The organism is Klebsiella sp. ME-303, from assembly GCF_007910085.1.
Taxonomy (GTDB): Bacteria; Pseudomonadota; Gammaproteobacteria; order Enterobacterales; family Enterobacteriaceae; genus Klebsiella; species Klebsiella michiganensis.
The window spans coordinates 1-19,394 of record NZ_VOJB01000078.1; the positions used below are offsets into that span (position 1 = coordinate 1).

At 57.8% G+C, this 19,394-nt stretch carries 16 protein-coding genes; 8 read left to right on the forward strand and 8 right to left on the reverse strand.

Annotated elements, in window-relative coordinates; translation table 11 throughout:
• Positions 1–113 precede the first annotated feature (113 nt).
• Complete coding sequence (locus FQK12_RS14440; RefSeq protein ID WP_004130158.1) at positions 114–506, reverse strand: hypothetical protein; 393 nt, start codon at positions 504–506, stop codon at positions 114–116.
• 274 nt (positions 507–780) lie between these two features.
• Here FQK12_RS14440 and FQK12_RS14450 point away from each other — a divergent pair, with 274 nt between their 5' ends.
• The 8 genes from FQK12_RS14450 (at position 781) to FQK12_RS14485 (ending at position 10,606) form a co-directional block, all read left to right on the forward strand.
• Positions 781–1,899 carry an ABC transporter substrate-binding protein gene (locus FQK12_RS14450; protein ID WP_009654147.1) on the forward strand — a complete coding sequence of 373 codons (1,119 nt, stop codon included), beginning with the start codon at positions 781–783 and terminating at the stop codon, positions 1,897–1,899.
• A gap of 6 nt (positions 1,900–1,905) precedes the next feature.
• Positions 1,906–2,988: a FecCD family ABC transporter permease gene (locus FQK12_RS14455; protein ID WP_014228263.1), complete on the forward strand. Its 1,083-nt coding sequence runs from the start codon at positions 1,906–1,908 to the stop codon at positions 2,986–2,988.
• A complete protein-coding gene (locus tag FQK12_RS14460; protein WP_014228262.1) occupies positions 2,985–3,776 on the forward strand; it encodes an ABC transporter ATP-binding protein in 792 nt (263 codons plus the stop codon). Before FQK12_RS14455 ends, FQK12_RS14460 begins: the two co-directional genes overlap by 4 nt.
• Before the next feature lie 281 nt (positions 3,777–4,057).
• Positions 4,058–4,981: an aminoimidazole riboside kinase gene (locus FQK12_RS14465; protein WP_014228261.1), complete on the forward strand. Its 924-nt coding sequence runs from the start codon at positions 4,058–4,060 to the stop codon at positions 4,979–4,981.
• Between the two features lie 164 nt (positions 4,982–5,145).
• Positions 5,146–6,663 (forward strand): carbohydrate porin, encoded by a 1,518-nt coding sequence (locus FQK12_RS14470; protein WP_014228260.1) that lies wholly within the window; start codon positions 5,146–5,148, stop codon positions 6,661–6,663.
• Between the two features lie 137 nt (positions 6,664–6,800).
• Positions 6,801–8,171, forward strand: a complete 1,371-nt coding sequence (locus FQK12_RS14475; RefSeq protein ID WP_014228259.1) for a sucrose-specific PTS transporter subunit IIBC — start codon at positions 6,801–6,803, stop codon at positions 8,169–8,171.
• On the forward strand, positions 8,171–9,571 hold the full coding sequence (locus FQK12_RS14480) for a sucrose-6-phosphate hydrolase (RefSeq protein ID WP_014228258.1): 1,401 nt from the start codon (positions 8,171–8,173) through the stop codon (positions 9,569–9,571). Before FQK12_RS14475 ends, FQK12_RS14480 begins: the two co-directional genes overlap by 1 nt.
• A gap of 30 nt (positions 9,572–9,601) precedes the next feature.
• Positions 9,602–10,606, forward strand: a complete 1,005-nt coding sequence (locus tag FQK12_RS14485; RefSeq protein ID WP_014228257.1) for a LacI family DNA-binding transcriptional regulator — start codon at positions 9,602–9,604, stop codon at positions 10,604–10,606.
• A gap of 84 nt (positions 10,607–10,690) precedes the next feature.
• Here the strand turns inward: FQK12_RS14485 and FQK12_RS14490 are convergent, their stop codons facing one another.
• From FQK12_RS14490 to FQK12_RS14520, 7 genes are all read right to left on the reverse strand, one after another.
• Entirely contained in the window at positions 10,691–11,980 is a 1,290-nt protein-coding gene (locus FQK12_RS14490) for a type II toxin-antitoxin system HipA family toxin (protein ID WP_038423481.1), read from the reverse strand.
• On the reverse strand, positions 11,970–12,308 hold the full coding sequence (locus FQK12_RS14495) for a helix-turn-helix domain-containing protein (protein WP_032694593.1): 339 nt from the start codon (positions 12,306–12,308) through the stop codon (positions 11,970–11,972). Before FQK12_RS14495 ends, FQK12_RS14490 begins: the two co-directional genes overlap by 11 nt.
• A gap of 149 nt (positions 12,309–12,457) precedes the next feature.
• Complete coding sequence (licT, locus tag FQK12_RS14500) at positions 12,458–13,297, reverse strand: BglG family transcription antiterminator LicT (RefSeq protein WP_014228254.1); 840 nt, start codon at positions 13,295–13,297, stop codon at positions 12,458–12,460.
• Positions 13,294–14,718: a glycoside hydrolase family 1 protein gene (locus FQK12_RS14505; RefSeq protein WP_014228253.1), complete on the reverse strand. Its 1,425-nt coding sequence runs from the start codon at positions 14,716–14,718 to the stop codon at positions 13,294–13,296. The genes licT and FQK12_RS14505 overlap by 4 nt, the downstream gene beginning before the upstream one ends.
• Positions 14,715–16,595, reverse strand: a complete 1,881-nt coding sequence (locus FQK12_RS14510; RefSeq protein WP_014228252.1) for a beta-glucoside-specific PTS transporter subunit IIABC — start codon at positions 16,593–16,595, stop codon at positions 14,715–14,717. Before FQK12_RS14510 ends, FQK12_RS14505 begins: the two co-directional genes overlap by 4 nt.
• Before the next feature lie 253 nt (positions 16,596–16,848).
• Positions 16,849–17,871, reverse strand: coding sequence for an ABC transporter permease (locus FQK12_RS14515; RefSeq protein WP_170873311.1), 1,023 nt, complete (start codon positions 17,869–17,871; stop codon positions 16,849–16,851).
• Positions 17,872–17,890: 19 nt separating this feature from the next.
• Positions 17,891–19,375 (reverse strand): sugar ABC transporter ATP-binding protein, encoded by a 1,485-nt coding sequence (locus FQK12_RS14520; protein ID WP_004848509.1) that lies wholly within the window; start codon positions 19,373–19,375, stop codon positions 17,891–17,893.
• Between the last annotated feature and the right edge of the window lie 19 nt (positions 19,376–19,394).

The following is a 19,394-nucleotide window of genomic DNA, read 5'->3' on the forward strand; positions in this document are numbered from 1 at the left end:
ATCCAGGGCGAGAGCATGATAACGTTTTAAAAATATTATCCCGACGCTGAACAAAGCGCACCAAATAACAAAAAAGGCCGCTTTCGCGACCTTTTTTAGAAAATAGCCAGAGATTACTCAGTGACTTTGGTTTTTAGCTCTTCGGCACCCTGCTTGGTTTTATCCCAGCCTTCTTTGCTGACCTCTTTGGTCTTATTCCAGCCTTTTTCGGTGCCTTCTTTAGTCGCGTTCCAGCCCTTCTCAGTCCCTTCTTTGGTCTTATTCCAGGTTTTCTGCGCGCCTTCGCTGACTTCGCTGCCTACGCTGTCGCTTTTGCCTTCTGCCGCGTGTTTGGCTTTCAGCTGCTGCTCTTCACCCTGGTGCTGGGCCTCGTGCAGTTTTTCTTTCGCGGTGTTCGCCCCTTCATGGGCCGCCGCGACGGTATCGTCGGTTGCGTGTGTCGTTGTTGCAGCAAAAACAGGAGCTGCTACCAGAATCGCAGATAACGCAATCATTGCTTTTTTCATAATGTCCTCTCTCGCTAACGAACTTAATGTTATGAGTCGCATTTAGCATGGCACAAGATTTTACCGTCTGGCTTTAGGGATTGTTCTTAAAACTGATTTCGGACTTTTCTATCGACTTTTGGTCTGCCGCGTCCCGCTTCTGATTGCGCGAATAAATTCCAACAAATTTGTTACATTTTAAGTCATTTGCCGTTGATATACTTGCCGTTTATGTTTACACGAGAATAATTCTCAGAATCATTATATTTATAAATTAGCAAACGGAACGCATATTATGGCAAGAAAATCAGTAGGTTCGTTCATCCTTACTGCCCTGATTTCCACTCCTCTCTGTAGCTTTGCCGCGCAATATCCGCTCACCGTCACCGATCTCGACGGCCGCGCGATTACGCTCCAGCATGAGCCACAGCGCATTATCCTGCAGGATGGTCGCGATATTATGGCCATGGCTCTGCTCGACCGCGACAACCCCTTCAGGCGCGTCGTGGCATGGAATAACCTGGCCAGAAAACAGGACATCAATACCTGGAAAATGCTGCAAGAGAAGTGGCCGCAATCCGCTCAGATCCTCGATATGGGCTTTAGCGATAAGGGCAACGTTGACCTTGAGAGCGTCATTTCCCGCCAGCCGGACCTGATGATCGCCCAGCTTCGCGCGAAGCCCGCGCTGGAGGAGAGCGGTGTCATCAGCAAGCTCAGCGCGCTGAATATTCCCGTGCTGTTCGTCGATTATGAAATCAACCCCGGCAAAGACACCGCCCCGAGTATCGATCTGCTGGGGAAAGTCCTTAACCGTGAAGAAAACGCCAAAGCCTATACCGACTATTACCGTCAGCAGCTGGACGCCATCCGCCAGAAAACCGCGAACATCACGCCGAAGGCTAACGTTTTTGTCGAGGCGCTGGCGGGTAATAGCGATGCCTGCTGCTTTACCCACGGCCACAACGGCTGGGGCGGTCTGGTCGAAGCCGTCGGCGCGAACAATATCGGCTCGCAGCTGCTGCCGGGCGCTTCCGGCTTTGTGTCGCTGGAAAAAGTGATTAGCATGAAGCCGGATGCCTATATTATGACCGGTTCAAAACGCGGGAATAGCCAGGTGCTGCCGCTCGGTTTACAGGCCGATCCTCAGGAGGTCAATCGCCAGGCGGAGCGGCTGCTATCGCGCACCGGCGTGAGCAACATCCCGACGATTGAAGCAAAACGCGCTTACGGCATTTACCACCACTTCTACAACCATCCGTGGAATATCGTCGGTATGGCGTATCTGGCGAAGGATATCTATCCCCAGACCTTCAGCGACCTCAACCCTGACGATAGCTGGCACTACATTGTCCGTCATTTCACCACCCTGCCCGATCTGCCGTTTGTTTTTTCCTGGCAACAAGGTGAGTAATTAGCCATGAGTCTCTCTCCTGAATCCGATATCGTCGCGTTCGGCGTCGATAGCCGTGACGTAATGGCAAACTACCGTCACATTGTGCGCCGCCGCGCCATCATGCTGCTGCTGCTGACGCTGTTGATTGTCGCCTCGCTGCTGCTCGACTTCGTGATGGGGCCATCCGGCCTGTCGCTGCAGGCGCTTTGGCAAACCCTTACCGACCCGGCCAGCGCCAGCGCCGGGACGCGGGCGATCGTCTGGGATATCCGCATGCCCTATGCGCTGATGGCGATCGTCGTCGGCCTGGCTCTCGGCCTCGCCGGGGCGGAAATGCAGACCATCCTTAACAATCCGCTGGCGAGCCCGTTTACGCTCGGCGTCTCCTCGGCGGCGGCATTCGGCGCGGCGCTGGCTATCGTGCTGGGGATAGGAATTCCCGGGGTTCCCGGCCAGTGGTTTGTCTCGGCCAACGCTTTTATCTTCGCCCTGCTGGCGGCGCTGCTGCTGGACGGCATTACGCGCTGGACCCAGGTCGCCACCTCCGGCGTCATTCTGTTCGGGATCGCGCTGGTGTTCACCTTCAATGCGCTGGTATCGATGCTGCAGTTTGTCGCCAACGAAGATACCCTCCAGGGACTGGTGTTCTGGACGATGGGCAGCATTGACCGCGCCTCATGGCAAAAGGTGGGGATCCTGCTTGCGATACTGGCGGTCGTCATGCCGCTATCAATGCGCAGCGCGTGGAAGCTGACCGCGCTGCGCCTCGGCGAGGACCGGGCCGTCAGCTTCGGCATCAACGTGCGCCGCCTGCGCCTGACCACCCTGCTGCGCATCAGCGTTCTGTCGGCGATTTCGGTGGCGTTCGTTGGCCCAATCGGTTTTATCGGCCTGGTGGCGCCGCATATCGCCAGGCTGGTTTTCGGCGAAGATCACCGCTTTTACCTGCCGGCCAGCGCGTTAATCGGCGCCCTCGTCCTGTCGCTGGCTTCGGTTGCGGCAAAAAACCTGATTCCCGGCGCAGTGATTCCGGTGGGTATCGTCACCTCGCTGGTGGGGGTGCCTTTTTTCCTGAGCATCATTTTGCGCCATCGGGGACACGTATGAGCCATGTTGTATCCGGACTGGCGCTGACCCATTTCAGCGCCGGTTATCCCAGACGTCAGGTGATCCGTGACCTGACGGTACCGCGGCTGCAGCGCGGTAAAATCACCGCGCTGCTCGGCCCCAACGGCAGCGGAAAATCCACCCTGATGCGGGCGATGGCCGGGCTGGGGCCGTCCGCGGGCGAGCTGTCGCTGGACGGTGAGAATCTGCTTGCCCTCCCCTTTGCCCGGCGTGCGGAAAAAGTGGTCTACCTGCCGCAGACGCTGCCCGCCGGCGTGCACTTGCGGGTGCTGGAGTCGATTATTGTCGCTCAACGCGCCGCCGGAGGAGCGCACAGCCCGGAAAATCAGGCGCAGGTGATGTCGCTGCTGCGCCAGCTAGGCATTGAACATCTGGCGCTGAGCTACCTCGACCGGCTATCCGGCGGGCAGAAGCAGCTCGTCGGCCTGGCGCAATCGCTTATCCGTCAGCCAGTCCTGCTGCTGCTGGATGAGCCCCTTAGCGCGCTGGATTTAAACTATCAGTTCCACGTGATGGATCTGGTGCGTGAGGAGACGCAGAGGCGCAACATCATCACGCTGGTGGTGGTTCACGACATCAATATCGCCCTGCGCCACGCAGATCACGTGCTGATGTTGAAAGAGGGACAACTGCTGGGGGACGGCGCGCCGGCCGAGGTGATTACCCCGCAGGCTCTGGCGGCGGTTTACGGCGTGCGCGGGCGCATCGAGCCCTGTTCTCAGGGGGTGATGCAGGTGATTATCGACGGTCTGGCGGCGGGGGCTTAAGCGGCTGCGGCGTTTCACATCAAGCCCTGAAGTCCCCTCTCTCCGGGGCTTTGCCGGAGGCGGCGCGCTGCGCCTCTCCGGCCTACCGCGTTATGCCGCCATCTCGCCCGCCGCCACCGGAAGCCCCTCCCGCCAGGCCGAATCATCACTCTTTTGCTAACCAGCTCACGTTTTTATGCCCTGATTGGCACTTTTCCGCCCGTGACGTTCCCCTCATTCTGTCGCTATGCTTTAATGTGCTAAACCGGTTTAATTAAGTTTAGCTATGGAGAATTTTCAACATGAATGCAAAAGTTTGGGTTCTGGGAGACGCAGTAGTGGACCTGCTGCCGGAGAGCGAAGGCCGCCTGCTGCGCTGCCCCGGCGGCGCCCCGGCTAACGTGGCGGTCGGTATCGCCCGCCTTGGCGGCGACAGCGGATTTATCGGCCGCGTCGGCGACGATCCGTTTGGCCGCTTTATGCGCCATACCCTGCAACAAGAGCAGGTCGACGTCAGCCATATGCGCCTCGACGGCCAGCACCGTACCTCAACCGTGGTGGTCGACCTGGACGATCAGGGGGAACGTACCTTTACCTTTATGGTGCGCCCCAGCGCGGACCTGTTCCTGGCGGAAGAAGACCTGCCGCAGTTTACCGCCAACCAGTGGCTGCACGTCTGCTCCATCGCGCTCAGCGCCGAGCCCAGCCGCAGCACCACCTTCTCGGCGATGGAAAGCATCAAACATGCCGGCGGCCGGGTCAGCTTTGACCCCAATATCCGCCCGGACCTCTGGCAGGATCAGGAGCTGCTGCACGCCTGCCTCGATCGCGCCCTGCGCTTGGCCAACGTGGTGAAGCTGTCGGAAGAGGAGCTGGTATTCATCAGCGGCAGTGATGATTTAGCCTACGGAATCGCCAGCGTGACCGAACGCTATCAGCCTGAACTGCTGCTGGTGACCCAGGGCAAAGCCGGCGTACTTGCCGCCTTTCAGCAGCAGTTTACCCATTTCAGCGCCAAGCCCGTTGTCAGCGTGGACACCACCGGCGCGGGTGACGCATTTGTCGCCGGACTGCTCGCAAGCCTTGCTGCCAACGGGATGCCGACGGATATCGCTGCGCTGGAACCGACGCTCACGCTGGCGCAAACCTGCGGCGCCCTGGCGACAACGGCGAAAGGCGCCATGACCGCCCTGCCATACCAGCGCGATCTTAATCGCCAGTTTTGATCCTTCAGGCCGCCGCGCGCGGCCCACTTTGTTGCATCCATCACATTTATTAAACCGGTTTAGCAAAATCCATTTCAAAATGTTAAGGGTCGTGTTTAACATAGCGCCTAAACCGGTTTAGCAAAAAACAACATTTTACATTTTCCTTTCGGGATGCAACCAGCATGTATAAAAAAAGCACACTCGCCGTCCTTATCGCTTTGCTAACCGGCGCCGCCTCAGCCCACGCGCAAACGGATCTCAGCACGATCGAAGCCCGTTTGATCGCCCTGGAAAAACGCCTGCAGGAGGCGGAAAACCGGGCACAGACTGCGGAAAACCGCGCCGAGTCGGCAGAGAAACAGGTCCAGCAGCTCACCGCGCAGCAGCAGAAAAATCAGGACACGACGCAGGAAGTGGTTCAACGTACCGCCAAACTCGAGAAGAAGGCCGATGAGAAAAGCGGCTTTGAGTTTCACGGCTACGCCCGCTCCGGCGTGATAATGAATGATTCCGCCGCCAGCACCAAATCCGGCGCCTACATGACGCCAGCGGGGGAAACCGGCGGGGCTATCGGTCGTCTGGGAAACCAGGCGGATACCTATGTTGAAATGAACCTTGAACACAAGCAGACCCTGGATAATGGCGCGACGACCCGTTTCAAAGTGATGGTCGCCGACGGACAAACCACTTATAACGACTGGACGGCAAGCAGCAGCGATTTGAACGTTCGTCAGGCCTTTGTCGAACTGGGCAACTTGCCCACCTTCACAGGGGCGTTTAAAGGCTCCACCCTGTGGGCCGGGAAACGCTTCGACCGCGACAACTTTGATATTCACTGGATTGACTCTGACGTTGTGTTCCTCGCCGGTACCGGCGGCGGTATTTACGACGTCAGGTGGAACGACAGCATCCGCAGCAACCTCTCGCTTTACGGGCGCAATTTCGGCGATATTGCTGACTCGAGCAACAGCGTGCAGAACTATATCCTCAGCATAAACAACTTCATCGGTCCGGTGCAGGTGATGGTCAGCGGGATGCGGGCAAAAGACAACGACGACCGTCAGGATACCAACGGTAACCCGGTCAAAGGCGATGCGGCAAATACCGGGGTACATACGCTGCTCGGCCTGCACAACGACAGTTTTTACGGTCTGCGTGAAGGCACCAGCAAAACCGCCCTGCTCTACGGTCACGGCCTGGGCGCGGAAGTTAAAGGTATCGGCTCTGACGGCGCGCTACGGTCGGGAGCCAACACCTGGCGCTTCGCCAGCTATGGCACCACCCCGCTCAGCGAAAACTGGTCTATCGCCCCGGCGATCCTGGCGCAAAGCAGTAAAGGCCGTTATGCCGATGGCGACAGCTATCAGTGGGCCACGCTCAACATGCGCCTGATCCAGGAGATCAACCAGAACTTCGCTCTCGCTTACGAAGGCAGCTACCAGTATATGGATCTCAAACCCGAAGGTTATAACGATCGTCATGCGGTAAACGGTAGCTTCTACAAGCTCACCTTCGCCCCGACATTTAAGGTCGGCAGCATCGGTGATTTCTTCAGCCGCCCTGAAATCCGCCTTTACACCTCGTGGATGGACTGGAGCAAAAAACTGAATAATTACGCCAGCGATGACGCGCTGGGCAGCAATGGTTTTACCTCGGGCGGCGAATGGTCGTTCGGTATGCAGATGGAAACCTGGTTCTGACGGTGAATGCCTGACGACAGGCCCCTCCGGGGCGACGACGCGCCTTTCATCGCCCCGGACACAATAACGACGCAGAGACTGCGCCCCCGTTAGCGCGGGACGACAACACGAATTTTTTTACGCATTCAGAGGGTACTATGGATTTTGAACAGATTTCCCGCTCGCTGCTTCCGCTTCTGGGAGGCAAGGAAAATATCGCCAGCGCCGCGCACTGCGCCACGCGCCTGCGCCTGGTGCTGGTCGATGACGCGCTGGCCGACCAGCAGGCTATCGGCAAAATTGAAGGGGTTAAGGGCTGTTTCCGCAATGCCGGGCAGATGCAGATTATTTTCGGCACCGGGGTGGTGAATAAAGTCTATGCCGCCTTTATTCAGGCGGCAGGTATTAGCGAATCCAGCAAATCGGAGGCCGCCGACATCGCGGCGAAAAAGCTTAATCCTTTCCAGCGCATCGCGCGCCTGCTGTCGAACATCTTCGTACCGATTATCCCGGCTATCGTCGCCTCCGGCCTGCTGATGGGCCTGCTGGGGATGGTCAAAACCTACGGCTGGGTTGATCCGAGCAACGCCCTCTACATCATGCTGGATATGTGCAGTTCGGCGGCGTTTATCATTCTGCCGATCCTGATTGGCTTTACCGCTGCCCGCGAATTCGGCGGTAACCCCTATCTCGGCGCGACGCTCGGCGGCATTCTGACCCACCCGGCGCTGACTAACGCCTGGGGCGTGGCCGCCGGTTTCCATACCATGAACTTCTTCGGCCTCGAAATCGCCATGATCGGCTATCAGGGGACGGTGTTCCCGGTTCTGCTGGCGGTGTGGTTTATGAGCATCGTTGAGAAGCAGCTGCGCCGCACGATCCCCGATGCCCTGGACCTGATCCTGACGCCGTTCCTGACGGTGATTATTTCCGGTTTTATCGCCCTGCTGATTATCGGCCCGGCTGGTCGCGCGCTCGGCGACGGCATTTCGTTTGTCCTCAGCACCCTGATTAGCCACGCCGGCTGGCTGGCCGGGCTGCTGTTTGGCGGTCTCTATTCGGTTATCGTCATTACCGGTATTCACCACAGCTTCCACGCCATCGAAGCCGGACTGCTGGGCAACCCGTCCATCGGGGTCAACTTCCTGCTGCCGATCTGGTCCATGGCCAACGTCGCCCAGGGCGGCGCCTGCCTGGCGGTATGGTTTAAAACCAAAGACGTCAAAATCAAAGCCATTGCGCTGCCCTCGGCGTTTTCCGCTATGCTGGGCATCACCGAGGCGGCGATTTTTGGTATCAACTTACGCTTCATGAAGCCGTTTATCGCGGCGCTGATCGGCGGCGCGGCGGGCGGCGCGTGGGTCGTGTCAGTGCACGTCTATATGACCGCAGTCGGCCTGACGGCGATTCCCGGCATGGCCATCGTGCAGGCCAGCTCGCTGCTGAACTACATTATCGGCATGGTCATCGCCTTTGGCGTCGCTTTCGTCGTCTCTCTGCTGCTGAAATACAAAACGGACGCTGAATAATGTCACTACCATCACGTCTGCCTGCGATTTTGCAGGCCGTTATGCAGGGCCAGCCGCGCGCGCTGGCCGATAGCCATTATCCGCGCTGGCACCATGCGCCGGTGACCGGGCTGATGAACGACCCCAACGGCTTTGTCGAGTTTGCCGGGCGCTATCATCTGTTCTACCAGTGGAACCCGCTTGCCTGCGATCATAAGTTCAAGTGCTGGGCGCACTGGAGTTCAGAGGATCTGCTGCGCTGGCGGCATGAGCCTATTGCGCTAATGCCGGATGAAGAGTACGACCGCAACGGCTGCTACTCCGGCAGCGCGGTGGATAACAACGGTACGCTCACCCTGTGCTATACCGGCAACGTGAAGTTTGACGACGGCGGCCGAACCGCGTGGCAGTGCCTGGCGACGGAAAACGCCGACGGTACCTTCCGCAAAATCGGTCCGGTCCTGCCGCTGCCGGAGGGCTATACCGGCCACGTGCGCGACCCGAAGGTCTGGCGGCATAAAGACCGCTGGTACATGGTACTGGGAGCGCAGGATCGGCAAAAGCGCGGTAAGGTGCTGCTGTTCAGCTCCCCGGACCTTCATCAGTGGCGCAGCAAGGGCGAAATCGCCGGCTACGGCCTCAATGGCCTCGACGACGCTGGCTATATGTGGGAGTGTCCGGATCTGTTTCCGCTCGGCGACCAGCATATTCTGATCTGCTGCCCGCAGGGGATTGCCCGCGAAGACGAGCGCTTCCTCAATACCTATCCGGCGGTATGGATGAGCGGCGATGTCGACTACGACCGCGCCGCGTTCAAACACGGCGAGCTGCACGAACTGGACGCCGGGTTTGAGTTTTATGCCCCGCAAACCATGCACACCAGCGATGGCCGCCGCCTGCTGGTCGGCTGGATGGGCGTCCCGGACGGTGAAGAGATGCTTCAGCCGACGCTTGCCAGCGGCTGGATCCACCAGATGACCTGCCTGCGCGAGCTGGAATTTATCGACGGCCGGCTCTACCAGCGTCCGCTGCGCGAGCTGACCGCCCTGCGCGGGGAGGCACACGGCTGGCAGGGGAACGCACTGCCGCTGGCGCCGATGGAAATCGCCCTGCAAACCGCCGGCGACGACGCGCTAAGCCTTGATTTCGGCGGCGCGTTAACCCTGGAGCGCGACGCCAGCGGTATCCGTCTGGCGCGACGCAGCCTCGCCAGCGACGAAATGCACTATCGCTACTGGCGCGGCGAGGTGCGCTCGCTGCGGATTTTCATCGATCGGTCGAGCGTGGAGATTTTCATCAACGACGGCGAGGGGGTGATGAGCAGCCGCTGCTTCCCCGATTATCCGGCGCAGCTGATTTTCTCCGGCAGCGCGCCGGATGCATTCTGCTACTGGCCGCTGCGAACATGCATGATAGAATAAGCGTTTTGCTTTCAGGCTCATGGCGTCGTAATGAAAACCAAACGCGTAACCATTAAAGATATCGCCGAACTGGCGGGCGTTTCCAAAGCGACCGCCAGCCTGGTGCTGAACGGTCGTGGCAAGGAGCTGCGCGTGGCGCAGGAAACGCGCGAGCGCGTGCTGGCGATTGCCCGCGAGCAGCACTATCAGCCGAGCATTCACGCCCGCTCGCTGCGCGATAACCGCAGCCACACCATCGGCCTGGTGGTGCCGGAGATCACCAACTACGGCTTTGCGGTCTTTTCCCATGAGCTGGAGATGCTGTGCCGCGAAGCGGGCGTCCAGCTGCTGATCTCCTGTACCGATGAAAACCCCGGTCAGGAGAGCATGGTGGTCAATAACATGATTGCCCGCCAGGTCGACGGTCTGATCGTCGCCTCCTGTATGCACAGCGATGCCGACTACCTGAAGCTCAGCGAACAGCTGCCGGTGGTGCTGTTTGACCGCTGTCCTACTGAAAGCGCGCTGCCGCTGGTGATGACCGATTCGATTACCCCGACGGCGGAGCTGATTTCCCGCATCGCGCCTCAGCATCACGATGAGTTCTGGTTTTTAGGCGGCCAGCCGCGTCTGTCGCCCTCCCGCGATCGCCTGGCCGGGTTTACGCAGGGTCTGACTCAGGCGGGCATTGCGCTGCGCCCGGAGTGGGTGATCAACGGCAACTATCACCCCAGCTCCGGCTATGAGATGTTCGCCGCCCTCTGCGCGCGCCTGGGCCGGCCGCCAAAGGCGCTGTTTACCGCCGCCTGTGGTCTGCTGGAAGGGGTGCTGCGCTATATGAGCCAGCACCATTTGCTGGATTCAGACATCCACCTGGCAAGTTTTGACGATCACTATCTCTACGATTCGCTGTCGCTGCGTATTGATACCGTACAGCAGGACAACCGCCAGCTGGCCTGGCACTGCTACGATTTAATCAGTCAGTTGATCGAGGGCAACACGCCTGAACCGCTACAGCGCTACCTGCCGGCGACGCTGCAGTTTCGGCATCGGTGATACTACGGAGGTTTAAAAGGTTATCGAAACGCGTTAACGGACTATTTGTCTTGCCGCGTTGAAAATGCAGTGGCACCGGACGCATTAAAGCCACGACTTACGTAGTCTCAAAATCTCTTCTGGCGCGCCTTCAAATATGAAAGGATTTAAAAACATCCTTCCCCAGAAGAGTTTTCTGTCCACTTCACTTAACCCCACCTCATCGCCGAGGGCTTTCCAGTTCATATGGACCGTATCGAGATAATGGGCAATAAGCTCAATGGCTTCACGTCTGCTCAGTAAAAAACGGTCGGCAGCCGACAGGCAAACCGCAAGGTTACTCATCCGATTTTCGCCTACGATCAGCATAGCCTGCGTGGCTTCATTGCCGGCTCTCCCTTGAGGACAAATGTCATATGCAGGCGTCAGGCTAAGCCTTTTACCATCCCAAAATGCCGCATGGTTTCTGGCATGATCGTCGGTATTACCACAAATAATGTTAAAAACAAGCCGCCCAAACAGCTCCCGCAGCGTCTCTTTAGGGGCACTAAAACGCTGACGTATAATGTCCGCCAAATCTTCATAGCTCGCATATCTTGCCATCATTTCATCAAGACCAAAGATAGTCAGCGCTGACACCATCAGGCGGCGTTGCCAACCGGTCTTGCTTTGGACGCGATCAAAACGCTCGATAAGCAAAACATCTTTACCAGCAGTATGGCGAAAGAGAACAGGCGCAACATTCAATCCAACGCAGCCTGCCAGGCGCATGGCGATATATTCGCCTTTAACAACATTATAGGTATCTGTTGAAGAAGAAAATTTAGCGATAAATTTACGATTCCCAAATTCGATCATCGCTTTTGGTCGTGCTCCACCGAGTGAAGTGCCGTGAAATAACGCCTGTTCAAGATCGACGGTTAACGGTATACCGTTTTCCACCATCGACGCTGCCTGCATAAGCTCTTCAAGCGATGCTCCTCGGGCCGCGCGTGGAACGTACTCCGTCGCAGAGCGCTGAAAATCAAGACCACCAATCCGATCGGAACCGGACTCAAGTAAGTAGGTCATTTCATCCAGGGTGTTGGGATCGGTCTCTCTGCCTTGTGCGCCCATCAGTCGGTTCAGAATAACTCGCCGCCCCCAGGCATCAGGAGCTCCATCGCGTAACGCGCCAGCCATTTGCAAACCAGGGGCAGGTACAATTGCGCCTCTGACTAAAGGAAGCTCCGGCACATAAACCGCTATCGCCTCTTTCCGCTCCAGATAACTGCGGCCGTAGTTGAAAATAAACCGACCGTTGTCTCTGCTTAACACTCCGGCGACAACGGGTTCTGTTGCTCCAGGCAGCCAGATCCAGACATACACTTGCTCAAGGCTATTCTCAGAAGTCATCATTTATCACCTTCCTTGAGTGATGAACCGCACGCGGCATTAATGACAGCGTTTTCTCTGCATTAGCAATATGTAACGCCAGAGCAGAACGATCTGGCGTAAACAGCGGCACGCCCACTATTGTCGCCAGTTCAAATACCGCGCCAATCGCACATCCCATATCGCCTTCCTCAGCACGATAAACCAGCCCACGCGACACGCCAGCACGTTCTGCCAGCTCCTCGATAGTGAGTCTGGATTCTATGCGTGCGGTGCGGATCATCATTCCCAGCAACCGTGCTGCATCGCGACTGTAACGAGAGTAGGTTCGGGTTGACGGCTTTGCCATAATGCTTCTCTTGTCTTATTAATAGAACGTAGTTAGCGATTATAACCTGTTTATAGAACACTACAAATGAGCCAACTCAGTCATTCCAAAGAGCTCATGTCCCATAAAAAAAACAGAAATAGCTATTACGCCCCATTAAAAGAACACAATCACGCATCCAGTCCCGCGATCCGCACCAGATGAACGGTGAGCCACAGCAGCTCGTTGCCGCCGAGGGTGATATCGAGCTGGGCTTTGACGTAATCGCGGATTAGCAGCGCGCAGCGGTATGCGTCCGGATACGCCTTAATCACCTGCACCAGCAGAAAACTGTCCCGCGCGCCGTCCAGCTCCCCCTCCTGTAAACGCTGGAGGAAAAACTGCATATGGACCAAAAAGCGCGAGTAGTTTATCGATTCGGTGTCTATCTGCTGCTTAAAGTGGTACTGCACGAGATTAAAAATATCCTTCAGCATTTTCACCGACTGCATGGTCTGCGCCACGTCGTCGCCCTCGCTCTGGCCGTTTACCAGATGAAAGGCGATATTCCCGGCTTCCTCCTCCGGCAGTTCGATCCCGTACTGCTGGCGAATAATCGTCACCGCCTCGCTGGCGACGCGGAACTGCTGCGGATAAAAACGCCTGACTTCCGGCAGCAGGCGATTTTGAATGGCGATCCCTTTACGGCTGCGCTCGATGGCAAAGGTCAGGTGGTCGGCGAGGGTAAAGAAAATCTGCTCGCGAACCTTGCCGGCGAGCTGCAGATTGGCGCGGGAAATAATCATCGCCGCCATTTCGATGACCTCATCCGGAATGGCGGAGAGCGCCTCAAGATAGCCGCTGCGCGCGCCGAGCGTCTGGGTCACGAACAGCTTCTCTATCTTCTCCGGGGCGATCTCGTCCCCGGGTCTGCTATTGAAACCAATGCCTTTCCCCATGACGATAACCTCCCTGTTATCGTCGTCCATAGAGAGCACGAGGCTATTATTGAGCACCTTCTGAACAATCATCTCTGCGACTCGTCGTGGTTGCCGTTCTGCGCGATGACATCCTTATACCACCAGAAGCTGCGTTTGCGGATCCTTTGCAGGCGCTTCAGGTCATCCTCGCCGCGATCGACATAAATAAAACCGTAGCGCTTGGCGTATCCCTGGTGAGTGCTGACCACGTCAATCGCCGCCCACGGGCAGTAGCCCATCAGCTCGACGCCGTCGGCAATCGCCAGCCGCATCTGTGCGATATGCGCGTCGAGGAAGGCGATGCGATAGTCGTCATTTACCGTCCCGTCATGCTCCAGCTTGTCCGGCGCGCCCATCCCGTTTTCGCTAATCAGAATCGGCAGACCGTAGCGCTCGCACACTTTACGCAGCGTCAGGCGCAGCCCCACCGGGTCAACAACCCAGCCGTAAGGGGTTTTGCCAACCCACGGATTTTCCGCCGGACGATAAACCCCCTCTTCGCCCAGCATAATTTGCTGATCGCCCGCGCGGGGCGCAACGTCGCCGCCGTCGCCCCGGCTGGCGGCAATGGTGGCGGTCGAGTAGTAGTTAATGGCGATAAAGTCCGGCCTCCCCTGCTGCAAAATCAGCGCATCTTCCGGCTGCACCTCCGGCGCAAGGCCGCGATCCTGCATATAGGCCCACGCCAGGGCGTTGTAGCGCCCATGCACCGCAACATCCAAAAAGCTCCAGCAGCGCAGCGTCTCCCAGTTATGCGCGGCGATGGCGTCCTCCGGCTTACAGCTTTCGGCGTACATCGACGTGGTGTTTATCGCCGGGCCGATGCGCAGCCCGGGGAACTCACGGTGGCACAGGGCGAAGATCTGCGCCTGGGCCAGCATCATATGATGATTCTGCTGGTACAGCGCCTTCTTATCCGGCAGTTCACGATCGGCGGGCACGCCAATCGCGCCGGGATGCAGAATCATGGTGTTCTGTTCGTTGATGGTCAGCCAGAGCGGAACTTTGGCGGCAAATTCGCTGAACAGCAGCCTGGCATAGCGCACGAATGCCTCCCCGGTTTTGCGGTTCAGCCAGCCGCCTTTTAGCTCCAGCGCCCACGGCAGGTCGAAGTGGTAGAGCGTCACGATGGGGGTGATCCCGTGGCGCGTCAGGGCGTCGATCAGGCGGTGATAAAAGGCCAGCCCATCCGGATTCACCGGGCCATCGCCGTCAGGTATCACCCGCGACCAGGCCACCGAAAAACGGTAGGCCTTCAGCCCCATCTGCGCCATCAGCGCGACGTCCTCCTCCACGTGATGATAGTGGTCGCTGGCGATGCGGAAGTCCGCCGTTCCCGGCGGATGGCTAAGCATGTCGACTACCGACGGTCCTTTACCGTCTTCATTCCACGCCCCCTCAACCTGATAGGCTGAGGTGGACGCGCCCCACAGAAAACCGTCCGGGAACCGGGCCTGCTGTTGATAAATCATGGCTGCGCCTCCTTAACGGATTGCACCATCAGGGGTTCGCCGTAATCCACCTGCGCGGCGGCGGTGAGGCGCAGAGCGTGCTGCCCATCGCCGTTGACCACAATCACCGGGGTAATCAGGTCGTATCCGGCCTGTTTGATGGCGGGAATATCAAAGCGGATCAGAACCTGCCCCGCCTCCACCCTATCCCCCACCTTCAGCGATGAGCTAAAGTGCTGGCCGTTAAGATTAACGGTATCAATACCGATATGGATCAGCAGCTCAACACCGCTGTCGCTCTGCAGGCCAACGGCGTGGCAGGAGGGCAGAAACATCATTACCGTGCCGCTAAACGGCGCGCGCAGTACCCCTTCTTCGGGACGAATCGCCAGCCCCTCGCCCAGCAGGCCGCCGGAAAAGACGTCGTCGTTCACGTCGCTGAGCGCCACCACCTGGCCGCGCAGCGGGCTGAAGACTTCGGTCCCCCCCTCGCTTGTCGGGCTGACCGCAGGCTGCGGCGTCTCGCTCACCGCGTCTTGTTCCTCAGGAACGTCTTTAAAAGCGATAAACCAGGTCAGGGTAAAGGTCACCACGATGGAAATCGCGCAGGTCACCAGCGCATGGACGATGTTCATCGGGTTTTCGCCGATAAACGCCGGCAGCGCCGCGAGGCCTGGCGAGACAAACGCGTAGCGCACCAGCCCGCTCACCCCGGCGTAGACCCCGGCGCAGCCGCCGCCGATCATCGCGGCAATCAGCACCCGGCGGAACTTGAGCAGCACCCCGTACAGCGCCGGTTCGGTGATCCCCAGCAGCGCGGTAAAGCCCGACGAAGAGGCCAGCTGGCGCAGGTTGCTATTTTTGGTTTTCAGCGCCACGCACAGCGTCGCCGCTCCCATTGCCACGTTTGAGGCCAGCATCCCCGGGCCGTTAATCATCTCGTAACCGCTTTTACTCAGCTGACCGGTGGCGATCGGCGTCATCGCCCAGGCGGTGCCGGTAATGATCAGGAAGGGCTGCAGGGTGCCCATCAGCATCGGGATTAACCAGCTGGCGTGGCGGTCGATAGCGCCCGCCCCGGCGGCGACCAGATCGTTAAGCAAAATGCCCGCCGGGCCGACCACCACCAGCGCCAGCGGCGCGGTAATCAGCAGAATCAGCATCGGCTTAACGAAAAACTTGATAATCGATGGCGACACTTTTTCGGCGAAGCGCTCCACCCACGACATCAGCCACACGGTCAGAATAATCGGCAGCACCGAACCGGCGTAATCGGAAAGCAGGACGTTGATGCCGACAAAATCCACCGCTTTACCGGCCGCCAGCATCTGGCCGATGCCCGGATGCAGCAGCACGCCCGCGAGGGTCATCGCCAGAATCGGGTTGCATTCAAACTTCAGCGATGCGCCGTAGGCCAGCAGCACCGGCAGGAAGAAGAAGGCGGCGTCGGCAATAATATTCAGCAGCTGATACGTCGAGCTGGTTTCGCTAATCACCCCCGTGAGCTTGAGAATGGCCAGCAGCGCTTTAATCATCCCCGCGCCGGTAATCGCCGGGATCACCGGGGTAAAGGTGGTCGAAATAACGCTGATAATCCGGGCGACGATGCCGGCCGGCTTCGCGTTTTTATCGCCGCCTGCCGGGCCTTTTTTCTCCGGCAGCGCCTTATTGAGCCGTCGGTAAACCTGCTGCACCTCATTGCCGATAACTATCTGGAACTGGCCGCCCTTCTCCACTACGCTGATCACGCCGGGAAGGGCGCCAATCTGCGCATCGTTAACCTTTGCGCGGTCGTTGAACTCCATGCGCAGCCGGGTCGCGCAATGGGTGAGCATACGGATGTTCTCCGCACCGCCCACCGCGTGGAGGATTTTGTCTGCTGTTTCGTTATAGTTCATAGTGTTCCCTGGTGTTGGGGCAAAAAAAAAGACCAAAACAGAGACGCTCCCCTTGGCGGGAGAGCATTTCTATTTTGGTCTTGCCTGCTTTCGCAGTAGCACGCCATCATAAAAATGGGTTATTTCGGCGGATTATCTAAGCGCCCCTGCGTAATGACAATGGCGACCGAACAAAAGTGTGAACTGGATTAAGTAAATTCTTATTTAAAATAATTTATGGCCTACGGCGATAGCGGCTGCAGGCCATAAAAAATCAATGCTTTTTGCGGTTGCGGCGCATATCTATAGTCACCGCCGCGACGATAATGATGCCTTTGATAATATCCTGCACGTAGGCGTCGACGCCGACAAAGGTAAACCCGCTTTTAATCAGGCCGAGGATCATCGCGCCGATTAAGGTCCCGGTGATGCGCCCCACCCCGCCCATCAGGCTGCTGCCGCCGATAACCGCCGCGGCGATAGCATCCAGTTCGTAGGACATGCCCATGCTCGACTGCCCGCTGCTGACGCGCGCCGCCAGCACCACGCCCGCCAGGCCGGAGAGCGCCCCGGCGATGGCATAGACGATCACCAGGTATTTATTCACGTTGATACCGGAGACCTTGGCCGACGTCATGTTACCGCCGATAGCGTAAACGTATTTACCGTAGCGGGTATGCTTCAGGGCGATATGGAAGACCGCGGCGACGACGAAGAAAATAATCACCGGCATCGCCCCCTGGCCGATGGCGGTAAAGCTGTCGGATAAGAAGCTGATTGGGTTGCCCTGAGTGTAGTACTGCGCCAGACCGCGCGCCGACACCATCATTCCAAGCGTCGCGATAAACGGCGGGATGCCGGTGCGGGTCACCAGAAAGCCGTTGGTTAAGCCGCACAGAAGACCGACGCCGATGCCGGCGCCAATCGGGATAATCGCCGGCATATTGACCAGCGACGGGAACATCGGCGACAGGCTATCGGAGGTTTGCGCGAGGCTTGCCGCCACCACGGCGGCGAGAGCGATCACCGAGCCGGAGGAGAGGTCAATGCCGGTGGTAATAATGACCTGGGTGACCCCGACGGCGATAATACCGATAATCGCTACCTGCAAAACAATTAATATCAGGCGATTGGTGTTTAATAAAAAGGACTGGTCGCGGACGTACCAGCCGGCAATTTCAAACGTCAGGGCAATCACCAGCATGACGATAAATATCCCGGTATCTTTCGGCAGCCGGTGGCGTAATTGCCCAAAGAAAGAGGGTTTCTCAGTGATCGGGGTCGCCGTTATTTTCATATTGCTCATTCTCTGTGCCTCAATGGGATGCCAACGACAAAATGGTTTCCTGGTCGGCGTCCTCTTTATTGAGGATGCCGGTAATACGCCCTTCATGCATGACCATCACCCGATCGCTCATCCCGAGAATCTCCGGCAATTCTGAAGAGACCATAATCACCGCCACGCCGCGGTTGGCCAGCTCGCTGATCAGATGGTAAATTTCCGCTTTCGCCCCGACGTCGATTCCGCGCGTCGGCTCATCGAGAATCAGTATTTTCGGCTGGGCCAGCAGCCAGCGGGCAATCAGTACCTTCTGCTGATTACCGCCGCTGAGGTTATTAATAATCTGATCCATGGTGGGGGTTTTAATATTCAGGCGGCGGATCTGCTCCATGCAGTCTTCGGCCATTTTGAGGTGCTGAACAAAGCCGGTTTTACCGATATATTCCGGCATTTTGACGATGCTCATATTCTCCAGCACCGACAGCACGAGAAACAGTCCGGACTTTTTGCGGTCTTCCGTCAGCAGCGCCATCCCTTTTTCAATCGCCGTCGAAGGCGAGTCAATCGTGACCGGTACTCCCTCAATCAGCACTTCGCCGCTATCGGCTTTATCCATGCCGAACAGGCTCTCCATCACTTCGCTACGCCCGGCCCCCACCAGCCCCGCCACGCCGAGGATTTCGCCGCGGCGTACGCTAAAGTTGATATCGTGAAAGACCCCCTTGCGCGACAGATTGCGGACGGTCAGCACCTCTTCGCCAATGGCGTTATTGAACTTGGGAAAGAGCTGGGTGAGCTCCCGGCCGACCATCTGGGTGATCAGCGACTGACGGGTAAACTCGGTGGTATGTTTACTGCCGACCCAGGTGCCATCGCGAAATACGCTGATCTCATCGGTAATCGCGAAAATCTCATCCATTTTATGGCTGATATAAATAATGGCTTTTCCCTGCTGGCGTAAATCGCGAATAATGGTAAACAGATGCGCCACTTCGCTTTCGGTTAACGCCGAGGTCGGCTCATCCATAATCACAATATCCGCGTTCCACGAAACCGCTTTGGCAATTTCCACCATCTGCTGGGAGGCGATACTTAACTCCCCCACCAGCCGGTCGGCGGATAGCCGGATATTGAGTTTATCCAGCAGATCCTGCGTCTGGCGGGCAAGCTGGCGATGATCGACAAAACCGTATTTCATCGGCTCGCGGCCGAGCCAGATATTTTCCGCCACCGTCATATGCGGCACCAGATTCAGCTCCTGGTGGATCATCGAGATCCCGGCGCGCAGCGCGTCCATCGTATCCTGAAACTGGACCGGCTCCCCTTTAACGCGGATCGCGCCCTTATCGGGACGGTAGATCCCGATCAGGCATTTCATCAGCGTGGATTTTCCGGCGCCGTTTTCGCCCATCAGCGCGTGCACCGTCCCCGGGCGCACGCGTAATGAGACGTTGTCGAGCGCCTTCACGCCGGGGAAGAATTTGCTGATCCCTTCGGCTTCAAGTGCAAAAGCGTTCATACTTCACCTCCGTACCCTG

Excerpts from the sequence above, each read along its gene's own strand:
- FQK12_RS14440 (WP_004130158.1), bottom strand. The coding sequence starts at position 506 with ATGAAAAAAGCAATGATTGCGTTATCTGCGATTCTGGTAGCAGCTCCT.
- FQK12_RS14450 (WP_009654147.1), top strand. The coding sequence starts at position 781 with ATGGCAAGAAAATCAGTAGGTTCGTTCATCCTTACTGCCCTGATTTCC.
- FQK12_RS14455 (WP_014228263.1), top strand. The coding sequence starts at position 1,906 with ATGAGTCTCTCTCCTGAATCCGATATCGTCGCGTTCGGCGTCGATAGC.
- FQK12_RS14460 (WP_014228262.1), top strand. The coding sequence starts at position 2,985 with ATGAGCCATGTTGTATCCGGACTGGCGCTGACCCATTTCAGCGCCGGT.
- FQK12_RS14465 (WP_014228261.1), top strand. The coding sequence starts at position 4,058 with ATGAATGCAAAAGTTTGGGTTCTGGGAGACGCAGTAGTGGACCTGCTG.
- FQK12_RS14470 (WP_014228260.1), top strand. The coding sequence starts at position 5,146 with ATGTATAAAAAAAGCACACTCGCCGTCCTTATCGCTTTGCTAACCGGC.
- FQK12_RS14475 (WP_014228259.1), top strand. The coding sequence starts at position 6,801 with ATGGATTTTGAACAGATTTCCCGCTCGCTGCTTCCGCTTCTGGGAGGC.
- FQK12_RS14480 (WP_014228258.1), top strand. The coding sequence starts at position 8,171 with ATGTCACTACCATCACGTCTGCCTGCGATTTTGCAGGCCGTTATGCAG.
- FQK12_RS14485 (WP_014228257.1), top strand. The coding sequence starts at position 9,602 with ATGAAAACCAAACGCGTAACCATTAAAGATATCGCCGAACTGGCGGGC.
- FQK12_RS14490 (WP_038423481.1), bottom strand. The coding sequence starts at position 11,980 with ATGACTTCTGAGAATAGCCTTGAGCAAGTGTATGTCTGGATCTGGCTG.
- FQK12_RS14495 (WP_032694593.1), bottom strand. The coding sequence starts at position 12,308 with ATGGCAAAGCCGTCAACCCGAACCTACTCTCGTTACAGTCGCGATGCA.
- licT (WP_014228254.1), bottom strand. The coding sequence starts at position 13,297 with ATGATTGTTCAGAAGGTGCTCAATAATAGCCTCGTGCTCTCTATGGAC.
- FQK12_RS14505 (WP_014228253.1), bottom strand. The coding sequence starts at position 14,718 with ATGATTTATCAACAGCAGGCCCGGTTCCCGGACGGTTTTCTGTGGGGC.
- FQK12_RS14510 (WP_014228252.1), bottom strand. The coding sequence starts at position 16,595 with ATGAACTATAACGAAACAGCAGACAAAATCCTCCACGCGGTGGGCGGT.
- FQK12_RS14515 (WP_170873311.1), bottom strand. The coding sequence starts at position 17,871 with ATGAAAATAACGGCGACCCCGATCACTGAGAAACCCTCTTTCTTTGGG.
- FQK12_RS14520 (WP_004848509.1), bottom strand. The coding sequence starts at position 19,375 with ATGAACGCTTTTGCACTTGAAGCCGAAGGGATCAGCAAATTCTTCCCC.